The organism is Rodentibacter heidelbergensis (genome assembly GCF_002000125.1).
Taxonomy (GTDB): Bacteria; Pseudomonadota; Gammaproteobacteria; order Enterobacterales; family Pasteurellaceae; genus Rodentibacter; species Rodentibacter heidelbergensis.
In genome coordinates this window covers 44,895-57,518 of the sequence record NZ_MLHH01000014.1, presented here as the reverse complement: position 1 = coordinate 57,518, position 12,624 = coordinate 44,895, and the positions used below count along the sequence as shown (strand labels likewise).

The window sequence follows — 12,624 nt, the reverse complement described above, 5'->3', positions numbered from 1 at the left end:
ATATCGGCTGAAAACCTTAACAATCCTCACGTTAAGGCATGGGAAAAATCGCCCCTAAACTAACCGCACTTTTAGCACCGGTCACTTCAGGTAAATTACCGGATTGATTATGTAATCGGCGATAGGCTAACCAAGCAAAAGCTGCCGCTTCAACATAATCTAAATCCATTCCAAATTCATTGGTGGTATGAATATTCCATTGGGGCAACAGGTTAGCCAAACGTTGCATCATTAAGCTGTTCTTTGCCCCGCCACCACAAACAAGGAGCCGTTTAGGGAGAGGGGAATAAATGGTTTTTAAACTTTCTGCAACGCTACGCACCGTCAATTCTACCAAGGTGGCTTGTACATCTTGTGGGAGAGGTTCGGTGGAGTGTTGCGCCACCTGTTGAATTTTTTGTTCCAACCAAGCCAAATTGAATAATTCCCTTCCCGTGCTTTTTGGAGGGGAGAGTTGAAAAAACGGCTCGTCTAATAAAGCATCGAGTAATGTGTCATTTATCTGCCCACTTGCCGCCCACTCACCATTTTTATCATAGGCTACCCCTTTATGTTTTTCGATCCATTGATCCAGTAAGGTATTGCCCGGGCCGGTGTCAAAGCCAACAACAGGTTGGTTCGGTATTAATACAGACACATTGCTTATCCCGCCAATATTTAATACCACAGTAACCGATTGAGGATCAAAAAAGACCGCTTGGTGAAAAGCCGGCACAAGAGGAGCACCTTGTCCGCCCAATGCCATATCTTTACGCCGAAAATCACCAAGCGTGGTGATCCCGGTGAGGGCGGCCACTAAATTCATATCACCAATTTGCAGAGTAAAGGGATATTGCCCTTTTGGTGAGTGCCAGATAGTTTGCCCATGGCAGCCGATGGCTTGAATTTTTTTAGGTGAAATAAGGTGTTTGTGTAAAAAAATATTGACACAATCGGCATAAAGTCGCCCCAATTGATGATCTAATTCACCCAGCCTATGTAAAGTGGTTTCACCTGATTGCACGAGAGCCGTGATGTTCTCTCGTAAATATTGGGGCATCGGGGTAAAATCAGTCGCCACTAATTGAGGTGGGCTGGTGGAAAAATCCACCAACGCCACATCCACCCCGTCCAGACTTGTTCCGGACATCATCCCGATATAATATTGTGCGCGCATTTTACTCTACTATATAAGGTAAAGGCTGAATGGTGAGCAGGCTTGCCTCTTCTGCCAAACGGAAGGATTGGTCGATTTCCACATCATTATTCATCACAACCTGTAACCACAATATTCCCTCAATATTGACCGCACGGATAATCGTACCGGTTTTACGCCAATGACCTTCAATTTGCATTTCAATGGATTCCCCCACTTCAGGCGTTGATGCGGTTTCACCTTTTAGGATAAACATCGCCCGCTTATTAGCACCACGGTATTTGGCCCGAGCGACAATTTCTTGCCCAAGGTAGCAGCCTTTAGTGAACGAAATCGCTTGTTCAATAGCTTGTAAATTCAACGCTTGTGGAATAAATTCATTTTGTGTTTTGGCCGTTAAATTCGGCAACCCGACTTGAATATCCGCCGCTTCCCACAGCGCTTCCTCTGCATTAAAGGTGATTGGTAATGGGGTTTCATTAATCAAAATCGAGCGTTGTTCATCGATCTCGATTGAGAAGTGCGGTTGAATTTTTCCGCATTTTTCCCCTATCAATCCCACAATTTGCCAATCACGCAACTCAAAACTCACCTTGGAGAAGACGGCATATTTTTTTAAGGCCTCTAACGCACTCGGCAACAACGCTTTTTTCACTAATAAAAGAAATTGTGTGGAACTGAGTTTGTATACCCGAAAGATCGCATTCATTTTTCCTTTAGGATCGCAGTGTGCGGTCAGCGTTGAATCCCCATTCGCCAAGGCCACCACATCGCTGGTAAGCTGTCCTTGTAGATAGGTTTCGGCATCTATACCTTGCGCCTCAATAATCTGATACTGATTCAGTGGAATAAATTGAGTCATTCTTTTCTCCTATTCTAAATTCTGAATTTGCTCACGCATTTGTTCAATTAATACCTTCAATTCTACGGCTGAAGCGGTGATCTCTGTATTGATGGATTTTGATGCCAAAGTATTGGACTCACGGTTAAGTTCTTGCATCATAAAATCCAATTTACGCCCAACTGCGCCCCCTTTTTTCAAAATATTTTGGGTTTCTTTGACATGCATTTGTAAACGATCAAGCTCTTCTGCCACATCCACACGCTGTGCAAGTAAAATCATTTCTTGTTCTACCCGTTGCGGATCAAGACTAATTTGCGCTTCTTCAAAGCGTTGCAACAACCGCTCACGTTGCCACTGTAAAACCTCGGGCATTTGTGAGCGCACTTTATCGGCCTCAACCATAATGGCGTCTAAACGTTGTTGGATAATATCTTGCAATTTCTCCCCTTCCCGTCCACGCATCGCAATAAAGTCTGTCAGCAATCCATCAAAGGCGCTCAATAAATCTTGGCTAATGGCATCTAAATCCTGCTCTTGGGCTTCCACCACTCCCGGATAACGTAATACATCCGTTAAATTAATTTCTCCCTCACCCGCTTGGATTTTAATCCACTGTAAAGATTGAATGACTTGGTTTGCCAATTCTTTATTGAGATTAAGCTCACCATTGACTTGTTTTTTTAGATCAATCCGTAAGCTACATTCCACTTTACCACGGGCAAGTGTTTGGCGAAGTTTTTCACGCAAACCGTTTTCCAACCCTCTAAATTGCTCAGGTAGGCGAAAGAAAGTTTCCAAATAACGTTGGTTAACGGAGCGGATCTCCCATACCGCATCGCCCCAGTCTTTTTTTACTTCGAGGCGAGCAAAGGCTGTCATACTGTAAATCATAAGATCTCCCATTTTTGTCTTAGTTGATTTGTCGGCTATTGTAACGAGAAAGTGCGGTGAATTCTAAAGATATTTTCATATGCTTTGTTTACACTTTGTAAATTTTAAAATACAATCCGTGTAAATTTTATATTACAAAAAAATAAGGAACATATGATGAACAAAACTGTTGGTAGTACCTTACTGGTTTCCGGCACCATGATCGGGGCAGGGATGCTGGCAATGCCACTCACATCCGCAGGCATCGGCTTTGGCTTTACCCTCGTTTTATTATTAGGGCTTTGGGCGTTGCTTACATTTACCGCATTATTATTTGTAGAACTTTACCAAACCGCAGAAAGCGATGCGGGTATTGGTACGCTTGCCGAACAATATTTTGGTCAATTCGGGCGTGTTGTTGCCACTGCCGTTCTCATTGTTTTCTTATATGCCTTAATCGCCGCTTATATCAGCGGGGGTGGGTCTTTATTAAGCAGTTTATTACCGGAAGGACTGGGTAACAAATCAAGCATTGTCTTATTTACCTTAATTTTTGGTGTCTTCATTGTAATAGGAACTCATAGTGTCGATCGCATTAATCGTCTTCTGTTTTTCGTCATGCTCGCCGCTTTTGCCGTGGTATTGGGTTTAATGTTGCCTGAAATCAAAATGGACAACCTGCTGGCAATCCCTATCGATAATGCATTAATTATTTCTGCCAGCCCGGTTTTTTTTACGGCCTTTGGCTTCCATGGTTCGATTCCGAGTTTGAATAAATATTTAGAGGGGAATGTTAAAGCCCTGCGGATTTCTATTTTAATCGGCTCAGCCATTACACTTGGTGCCTATATTTTATGGCAACTTTCTACCCATGGTTTGCTCACTCAAAATGAGTTTTTACAAATTCTAAAAGAAGATGCCACGTTAAATGGTTTAGTCAAAGCAACCCTTGCCATTACAGGCAGTACGATGATTGCCGGTGCTGTGAAGTTATTTTCTACGTTAGCGCTTGTCACCTCTTTTTTAGGAGTAGGATTAGGGTTATTGGAATGTATTGAAGACTTGCTAAAACGTTCATTTAATGTTTCAGCGGGGCGCATTTCCCTTGGCTTATTAACCTTTATTCCGCCTTTAGCTTTTGCACTGTTTTATCCGGAGGGATTCATTTTAGCGTTAGGTTATGCCGGTCAAATGTTTGCTTTCTATGCGGTCGTATTGCCGGTCAGTCTGGTTTGGAAAGCACGCCGTCTTCACCCTAATCTCCCATATCGAGTATGGGGAGGCAATGTCACCTTACTTATCGTATTAATACTTGGCGTAGTGATCACCTCTATTCCATTTGCTATCCGTGCCGGCTACCTCCCTTTTGTCGTAGGCTAAAATCACTTGAAAATTGACCGCACTTTGCTCTGCACTCAAAAAACAATGGACAAAACCACCAGTTAGTGTGCAAAGTGCGGTCATTTTTTATGCTAAATTATTCCCCTTTCCCTACGATTTTAACTTGCCTTTTCCTTTAAAAGGTGTAGAATTCTCGGACTTTTTGTCTATATATACAGAGAAAAAAGTAAGCTATATTTCTAGGTATCTTTCGAGCTTAGAAATATTCTTTTAATCATCAAATAGTGAGAGGAAGGTTATGGTAACCATTCGTTTATCTCGTGGCGGAGCTAAAAAACGCCCTTTTTATCAAATCGTTGTTGCAGACAGCCGTTCACCTCGTGACGGTCGTTTCATCGAACGTGTTGGCTTCTTCAATCCAATTGCACAAGGTAATGCAGAACGTCTTCGCATTGACTTAGACCGTGTAAACCACTGGGTAGGTCAAGGCGCATCATTATCCGATCGTGTTGCCTGCTTGGTAAAAGAAGCTCAAAAAGCCGCTTAATTCGCTTTTGAGTGGAGATAGGTGAAAAATATGGAACAACAACGTATTGAAGTTGTGGGCAAATTAGGCTCAACCTATGGTATCCGTGGGTGGTTGCGTATTTATTCATCAACAGAATATGCCGAAAGCATTTTTGACTATCAACCTTGGTTTTTAAAAATTAAGGGACAATGGCAACCCACAGAGCTTGAAAATTGGCGTCATCATAATCACGAACTGATTGTGAAACTGAAAGGCACCGATGATCGTGAAACGGCTCAGCTTTTAGCGAATGTTGAAATTGGGGTAGATCTTTCTGTGTTCCCTAAATTGGAAGAAGGTGATTATTACTGGCACGATTTAATCGGTTGCTCAGTTATCAATCTTCAAGGTTATACCATGGGAACAGTCACAGAAATGATGGAAACCGGTTCAAATGATGTGTTGGTCGTCAAAGCCAATAGTAAAGATGCTTTTGGAAAACAAGAACGGTTAATTCCGTTTTTGTATGAACAAGTAGTTAAAAGAGTCGATCTCACCACAAAAACGATTGAAGTGGATTGGGACGCTGGTTTCTAATCTCAGGTATGCTCAAACGTAATCTTGTCTGTTTTAAACAAAATAAGGCTGACTTATGCAGATTGGAATAATCACATTATTCCCCGAAATGTTTAAAGCAATTACGGAATTTGGGGTAACAGGGAGAGCCGTAAAACATCATCTCTTGCAACTGCAATGCTGGAATCCGCGTGATTTTACGCAGGATAAACATAAAACCGTTGATGACCGCCCCTATGGCGGAGGACCGGGAATGTTAATGATGGTGCAGCCCTTACGGGATGCCATTCATTCAGCAAAAGCTGCTGTGGGAGAAGGTGCAAAGGTGATTTACCTTTCACCACAAGGGCGTAAACTCGATCAATCCGGTGTCATGGAACTGGCACAAAATCAAAAGCTGATTTTAGTGTGCGGGCGTTATGAAGGGATTGATGAACGATTGATTCAAACTGAAATTGATGAAGAATGGTCAATCGGTGATTACGTTTTAACCGGAGGGGAATTACCCGCAATGACATTAATTGATGCCGTTGCAAGGTTTATTCCGGGTGTATTAGGCAAACAAGCCTCTGCAGAAGAAGATTCTTTTGCCGATGGTTTATTAGATTGCCCACATTACACAAGGCCGGAAGTGTTAGAGGGCTTAATCGTTCCACCCGTGCTGATGTCGGGAAACCACGAAGAAATTCGAAAATGGCGATTAAAACAATCGCTTGAAAGAACGTGGCGCCGTCGCCCTGAGCTATTGGAAAGCCTAGCTCTGACTGACGAACAACGTAAGCTGTTAAAAGAAGTGAAAACGGAAAATAACAGTAAACTCAGTTAATTCTAGGATCATGAGATCAATTAAGGATCAAAAAATGTCTAACATTATTAAACAACTTGAACAAGAACAATTAAAACAAAACGTACCTAGCTTCCGCCCAGGTGATACTTTAGAAGTAAAAGTATGGGTAGTGGAAGGAAGTAAACGTCGTTTGCAAGCATTCGAAGGCGTGGTTATTGCAATTCGTAACCGTGGTTTGCACTCTGCATTTACTTTGCGTAAAGTATCAAACGGTGTAGGTGTTGAACGTGTATTCCAAACTCACTCACCGGTTGTTGATTCAATTACCGTTAAACGTAAAGGTGCGGTACGCAAAGCGAAACTTTACTACTTACGCGAGCGTTCAGGTAAATCAGCTCGTATCAAAGAGCGTTTGGGCGAATAATTTCGCAAATAAAGAAAATGATAAGGCTTGGCATGTCCAAGCCTTTTTTCTTATCAAAATCATAAAAACTTAACAAAACTTGCAAAATATCAAATTTTTTTTAAATAACATAGTGCATCCCTTGAAAAGCCCCCCTAAGAGAGTAGAATAGCCACGATTATAATATCAAAAAGAGCGCATTATCGATGTCAGATGTTAAACAGGCTTCTACGGTAGCATTAAGCCCCGCTGAAGTGACAGATTTCGCAGAAAACGCTGCAGCTTATAAAGCTCAAAAGCGTCCTTTTCTCTCTTTTATGTCCGGTATTAGTGCCGGCGCTTGCATTGCCTTAGCTTTTGTTTTTTATACCACAACACAAACGGCATCAGCCGGTGCACCATGGGGGTTAACAAAATTAGTTGGTGGTTTGGTTTTCTCTATCGGCGTCATTATGGTGGTGCTATTAGGCACTGAACTTTTTACTTCATCAACCCTCACATTCATTGCTCGAGTAGAGGGAAAAATTACCACTTGGCAAATGCTTCGCAACTGGATTGTTGTCTATTTTGGGAATTTTGCCGGTGGCTTGATTATTGCCGCACTGATTTGGTTTGGCGGCCAAACCATGGCGGCAAACGGGCAATGGGGCTTGACAATTCTTAATACGGCACAACATAAGATCCACCACAGCTGGTTTGAAGCCTTTAATTTGGGTATTTTGTGTAACATCATGGTGTGTTTGGCCGTTTGGTTATCTTATTCCGGTAAAACCGTTGTCGATAAAGCCTTTATTATGATTTTACCAATTGCGTTATTTGTATCAGCAGGCTTTGAGCACTGTGTTGCGAATATGTTTATGATTCCAATGGGTATTCTTACGGCTCATTACAGCAGTCCGGAATTTTGGCAACAATTAGGTATTGAAGCGAGTCAATATACCGATTTAGATGTCTATCATTTTATTGTAAAGAATTTAATCCCGGTAACGTTGGGAAATATAGTGGGTGGTGCAATTTGCATTGGTTTATTTCAACGTTACCTCACAAAATCCCACTAATCAGTTGAAACAAATTATTTTTATTAATTAACAAAGGAAATGACTATGTCAGAACTTAATGAAGCGCAAAAAGTGGCTTGGGCCGGTTTCACCGGTGGTGATTGGCAAGAAAATGTCAATGTACGCGACTTTATTCAAAAAAACTATACGCCGTATGAAGGTGATGATTCTTTCTTAGCAGGGCCAACCGAAGCGACCACAAAACTTTGGGAATCGGTCATGGAAGGCATTAAAATTGAAAACCGTACTCATGCCCCATTGGATTTTGATGAGCATACTCCATCAACCATTACTTCTCATGCACCGGGTTATATCAACAAAGATTTAGAAAAAATCGTTGGTCTTCAAACCGATGCGCCACTCAAACGTGCCATTATGCCGTTCGGTGGTATTAAAATGGTGGAAGGCTCATGTAAAGTCTATGGTCGTGAGCTCAACCCTGAAGTGAAGAAAATTTTTACTGAATATCGTAAAACCCACAACCAAGGGGTGTTCGATGTTTATACACCGGATATTTTACGTTGCCGTAAATCAGGCGTATTAACCGGTTTACCGGATGCTTATGGCCGTGGTCGTATCATTGGGGATTATCGCCGTGTTGCACTCTATGGTGTTGATTTCTTAATGAAAGATAAATACGCACAATTCTCCTCTTTACAAGACAACCTTGAAAACGGTATCGATCTTGAAGCCACTATTCGCTTACGCGAAGAAATCGCAGAACAACATCGTGCACTTGCTCAAATGAAACAAATGGCAGCAAGTTACGGTTACGATATTTCTAATCCAGCTACCAACGCCCAAGAAGCGATCCAATGGATGTATTTCGCTTATTTAGCGGCGATCAAATCACAAAATGGTGCGGCAATGTCCTTTGGTCGTACTGCAACCTTCATCGATATTTATATCGAGCGTGACTTAAAAGCAGGCAAAATCACCGAAGTAGAAGCCCAAGAGTTGGTCGACCACTTAGTGATGAAACTGCGTATGGTTCGTTTCTTGCGTACTCCTGAATACGATCAATTATTCTCCGGTGACCCAATGTGGGCAACCGAAACTATCGCCGGTATGGGGTTAGACGGTCGTACATTAGTGACCAAAAACACTTTCCGTATTTTGCACACCCTTTACAATATGGGTACATCTCCGGAACCAAACCTCACTATTCTTTGGTCTGAGCAGTTACCGGAAAACTTCAAACGTTTCTGTGCGAAAGTGTCTATCGATACCTCTTCCGTGCAATATGAAAACGATGATTTAATGCGCCCAGATTTTAACAACGATGACTACGCAATCGCTTGTTGTGTTTCACCAATGATCGTGGGTAAACAAATGCAATTCTTCGGTGCTCGTGCAAACTTAGCGAAAACCTTGTTATATGCAATCAATGGCGGTATTGATGAAAAATTAGGTATGCAAGTAGGCCCTAAAACCGCACCAATTACAGATGAAGTATTAGACTTCGACACAGTAATGACCCGCATGGATAGCTTTATGGATTGGTTGGCAAAACAATATGTTACTGCCCTAAACATTATCCACTATATGCATGATAAATATTCATATGAAGCGGCATTAATGGCGTTACATGATCGTGATGTATTCCGTACCATGGCATGCGGTATCGCTGGTCTTTCTGTAGCGGCAGACTCACTTTCTGCGATCAAATACGCGAAAGTAAAACCAATTCGTGGTGATATTAAAGATAAAGACGGCAATGTAGTCGCCTCTAACGTGGCGATCGACTTTGAAATCGAAGGTGAATATCCACAATATGGTAACAACGATAACCGTGTTGATGACATTGCCTGTGATTTAGTTGAACGTTTTATGAAGAAAATTCAAAAACTTAAAACTTATCGCAATGCTGTACCAACCCAATCTGTACTTACTATTACTTCTAATGTTGTATACGGTAAGAAAACCGGAAATACCCCGGATGGTCGTCGTGCCGGTGCACCATTTGGCCCGGGCGCGAACCCAATGCATGGCCGTGACCAAAAAGGTGCGGTTGCCTCATTAACTTCCGTAGCGAAACTGCCGTTTGCCTATGCAAAAGACGGGATTTCTTACACTTTCTCAATCGTACCAAATGCGTTAGGTAAAGATCCGGAAGCACAACGCCGTAACCTTGCAGGTTTAATGGATGGTTATTTCCATCACGAAGCCACTGTTGAAGGCGGCCAACACTTAAATGTTAACGTGTTAAACCGTGAAATGTTGTTAGATGCCATGGAAAATCCGGATAAATATCCACAATTAACCATTCGTGTCTCCGGTTACGCCGTGCGTTTTAACTCTTTAACCAAAGAGCAACAACAAGACGTGATCACCCGTACTTTCACGGAATCAATGTAAAAACATTAAAAAAATTGACCGCTCTTTAGCGGCAATCACAATGATGGGCCTGATTTTATTCAGGCTCATTTTTTATGTTGTCATATTCTGATAAAATTGAGCTATCTTATTTGATTGCGAGTTGATTATGTCTGTTTTAGGAAAAATTCATTCCTTTGAATCCTGCGGTACGGTTGATGGGCCGGGTATTCGTTTCATTTTATTTATGCAAGGCTGTTTAATGCGTTGCAAATACTGCCATAACCGTGATACCTGGGATTTAGACGGTGGCAGAGAAATTAGTGTTGAAGAATTAATGAAAGAAGTGGTGAGTTATCGCCATTTTATGAATGCTACCGGAGGTGGCGTGACAGCATCGGGGGGTGAAGCCATTCTTCAAGCGGAATTTGTGCGTGATTGGTTCCGTGCTTGTAAAAAAGAAGGGATTAATACTTGCCTTGATACCAATGGTTTTGTCCGTCACTACGATCATATTATTGATGAATTGCTCGATGTGACCGATCTCGTGTTACTTGATCTAAAAGAATTAAATGATCAAGTGCACCAAAATTTGATCGGCGTGCCCAATAAACGCACATTGGAATTTGCCAAATACCTACAAAAACGTCATCAAAGAACGTGGATTCGCTATGTGGTCGTGCCCGGTTATACGGATAATGATCATGACGTTCACTTACTTGGCCAATTTATTGAAGGCATGGAAAATATCGAAAAAGTCGAATTGCTGCCTTATCACCGCCTTGGCGCACATAAATGGAAAACCCTTGGCTTTGATTATGAACTGGAAGACGTGATGCCCCCAACACGAGAATCATTAGAACATATCAAATCCATTTTGGAAGGCTACGGACATACCGTGAAATTCTAGCGTTATCGGTTTCGTCTAAGGAGTAAATAATGAAAAAACTGATGTTAATTTTCCCTGTCGCACTGCTTGCAGCTTGTAGCGTTCAACCTCAACATTCGATTGAAAGCCAAAATGTTAAGCTTACGCCACCTACAAAAGATCGCCAAGGCTATGCCCGCTTGGTCAAAGAGGTGAATTATTATATTGATACGGATTCCATTTGGATTGATAACGAAGAGCCTCAAGAGGTTCATTTTGATGCGGTCATCAATTTAGACCAAGGATTGTATGTTTATCCAAAAGAAGCGAAACGCTATGCCCGTTCCGTTCGCCAATATAAAATTCTCAATTGTAAAAACTATCGTTTAACGCAAGTACGCACGGATTTTTATGATGAATTCTGGGGTGAGGGATTGCGCGCAGCGCCGAAAAAACAGGAAAAATACAGTATTCGTTTAACACCGAAGACCACACTGTATCATGCTGCACAGATACTTTGTGTCAATTACAGTAAATAATTGATTTAGCATACAAAAGGTCGCCTATGGCGACCTTTATCAATTTCAACCATTAAAAGATAAGGCGATCACGATTTTTCTCAAGAGTAGCCTTGCCAATGCCTTGAACTTCAAGTAATTGCTCGGCACTGGTGAACTTACCGTGTTTTTCACGATATTGCACAATCACCTCCGCTTTTTTTGCGCCAATACCGGTTAAGAATTTTTGAATTTCACTTGCCGTTGCCGTATTGATATTAAGTTTCCCCTCTATATTGGTTGAAGAGGTATTTTCAGCCATCGCCATTTGAGTCGGCATCGGTTCTGCCGCTTTTTCTTTTGCCAATGTATTGGCACTCAATAAAGTACAGCTCAAAATAACTGAACTGATTAAGGTTTTCATTAATTTCATAGTGTTTCCTTGTTAATAGTGAGAATGTTGATAAAATCAACTTCAACATTTTTCTATTTCTATGAAAATAAACAAGAAACCCACCCAGCTTTTGCGATCTCACTCGAAAAATTTACCTTTTGTGAAGTAAAAATGGAAGGGATGAAGCAACCACCGTTGAGGTGGTATTAAAATTAGTCAGCTATGTTTAAACTTTTTATTTTTTTGACCGCACTTTTTCTTTCCTTTTCCGCTTATAGCATGCAGTTTGTTTCGCTGACTTTATGCAGCGACAGGCTCTTGGCTGAATTCGCCCGTCCCGAGCAAATTGCAGCCCAATCCACTTATTCCAAAAATCCGCTGATGATGTTAGATAAGGTCAACAGGGATAAACCCACACTAGAGCCACAACTTAGCGCCTTATTACCTTATTTAGATAAAACCTTTCTCATCAATGAAACCTTCTATCCAGAGCTTGTAAAAGCGCTAAAAAAACTGGGGGCAAAGGTGATCCCGATTAATGATGCCCCACAAACCCCTGATGAACTCTTTGCGTTAATGCTGGAATTAGGCAAGCTCACAGGTAATGAAAGCCATTCCGTAGATTTAGTGAATACATTAAAATCGCAACATTTCACACTCAATCCCTCTCTCACAGAAACCTTGATGCTTTCAGATACGGGCATCGTGGAAAGCGATTTTCCACAATATGCCACGTTGCTTAATTTGCTGGGATTAACACCATTAAACATGCCACTTACCACACAATCTTTTTCCCTTGAAAAAATATTGCTCGCCCAACCTCAGGTATTAATTGAAATCTCAGATAAACAAAGCTATAACGAGCAGGCTGAGTTACTCAATCACCCGATTTTACAAAAACTTTTTAAAAACCAACCGCACTTTCGTATTCCAATGAAATACACTTACTGTTTCGATCAGGGCGTATGGCAAGGGGCGGCACTGATTTATCAACAACAGCATACAGACAATTAAACCTGAGCTATGA

General features: G+C 41.6%; 14 protein-coding genes. 10 read left to right on the top strand and 4 right to left on the bottom strand.

Features of this window, described 5'->3' with window-relative positions; all coding sequences use genetic code 11:
- Window positions 1-31: 31 nt before the first annotated feature.
- Genes BKK48_RS06965 through BKK48_RS06955 form a run of 3 tightly spaced genes read right to left on the bottom strand, consistent with a single transcriptional unit; the run spans window position 32 to window position 2,870 of the window.
- Window positions 32-1,156 carry an anhydro-N-acetylmuramic acid kinase gene (locus tag BKK48_RS06965; RefSeq protein ID WP_077427414.1) on the bottom strand — a complete coding sequence of 375 codons (1,125 nt, stop codon included), beginning with the start codon at window positions 1,154-1,156 and terminating at the stop codon, window positions 32-34.
- Window position 1,157: 1 nt separating this feature from the next.
- Complete coding sequence (gene ygfZ / locus BKK48_RS06960; RefSeq protein WP_077427413.1) at window positions 1,158-1,997, bottom strand: CAF17-like 4Fe-4S cluster assembly/insertion protein YgfZ; 840 nt, start codon at window positions 1,995-1,997, stop codon at window positions 1,158-1,160.
- Between the two features lie 9 nt (window positions 1,998-2,006).
- Window positions 2,007-2,870 (bottom strand): YicC/YloC family endoribonuclease, encoded by an 864-nt coding sequence (locus BKK48_RS06955; RefSeq protein WP_077427412.1) that lies wholly within the window; start codon window positions 2,868-2,870, stop codon window positions 2,007-2,009.
- A 156-nt stretch (window positions 2,871-3,026) separates the two neighbouring features.
- On the opposite strand from BKK48_RS06955, the gene BKK48_RS06950 reads away from it, so the two are divergent.
- From BKK48_RS06950 to BKK48_RS06910, 9 genes are all read left to right on the top strand, one after another.
- Window positions 3,027-4,229, top strand: a complete 1,203-nt coding sequence (locus tag BKK48_RS06950) for an aromatic amino acid transporter (RefSeq protein ID WP_077427411.1) — start codon at window positions 3,027-3,029, stop codon at window positions 4,227-4,229.
- Between the two features lie 259 nt (window positions 4,230-4,488).
- A complete protein-coding gene (rpsP, locus tag BKK48_RS06945; protein ID WP_018356451.1) occupies window positions 4,489-4,737 on the top strand; it encodes a 30S ribosomal protein S16 in 249 nt (82 codons plus the stop codon).
- A gap of 30 nt (window positions 4,738-4,767) precedes the next feature.
- Window positions 4,768-5,295 (top strand): ribosome maturation factor RimM, encoded by a 528-nt coding sequence (gene rimM, locus BKK48_RS06940; RefSeq protein WP_077427410.1) that lies wholly within the window; start codon window positions 4,768-4,770, stop codon window positions 5,293-5,295.
- 55 nt (window positions 5,296-5,350) lie between these two features.
- Entirely contained in the window at window positions 5,351-6,100 is a 750-nt protein-coding gene (gene trmD, locus BKK48_RS06935; RefSeq protein WP_077427409.1) for a tRNA (guanosine(37)-N1)-methyltransferase TrmD, read from the top strand.
- A gap of 34 nt (window positions 6,101-6,134) precedes the next feature.
- Entirely contained in the window at window positions 6,135-6,485 is a 351-nt protein-coding gene (rplS, locus tag BKK48_RS06930) for a 50S ribosomal protein L19 (RefSeq protein WP_049358025.1), read from the top strand.
- A 185-nt stretch (window positions 6,486-6,670) separates the two neighbouring features.
- Entirely contained in the window at window positions 6,671-7,522 is an 852-nt protein-coding gene (focA, locus tag BKK48_RS06925; RefSeq protein WP_077427408.1) for a formate transporter FocA, read from the top strand.
- A gap of 45 nt (window positions 7,523-7,567) precedes the next feature.
- Window positions 7,568-9,880, top strand: coding sequence for a formate C-acetyltransferase (gene pflB / locus BKK48_RS06920; RefSeq protein ID WP_077427407.1), 2,313 nt, complete (start codon window positions 7,568-7,570; stop codon window positions 9,878-9,880).
- Between the two features lie 127 nt (window positions 9,881-10,007).
- Window positions 10,008-10,748 (top strand): pyruvate formate lyase 1-activating protein, encoded by a 741-nt coding sequence (pflA, locus tag BKK48_RS06915; RefSeq protein WP_077427406.1) that lies wholly within the window; start codon window positions 10,008-10,010, stop codon window positions 10,746-10,748.
- A gap of 29 nt (window positions 10,749-10,777) precedes the next feature.
- Window positions 10,778-11,245: a surface-adhesin E family protein gene (locus BKK48_RS06910; protein WP_077427405.1), complete on the top strand. Its 468-nt coding sequence runs from the start codon at window positions 10,778-10,780 to the stop codon at window positions 11,243-11,245.
- Window positions 11,246-11,297: 52 nt separating this feature from the next.
- On the opposite strand, the gene BKK48_RS06905 is transcribed toward BKK48_RS06910, so the two are convergent.
- Entirely contained in the window at window positions 11,298-11,636 is a 339-nt protein-coding gene (locus tag BKK48_RS06905; protein WP_077427404.1) for a ComEA family DNA-binding protein, read from the bottom strand.
- Window positions 11,637-11,819: 183 nt separating this feature from the next.
- On the opposite strand from BKK48_RS06905, the gene BKK48_RS06900 reads away from it, so the two are divergent.
- A complete protein-coding gene (locus BKK48_RS06900) occupies window positions 11,820-12,611 on the top strand; it encodes a TroA family protein (protein WP_077427403.1) in 792 nt (263 codons plus the stop codon).
- Window positions 12,612-12,624: the final 13 nt, after the last annotated feature.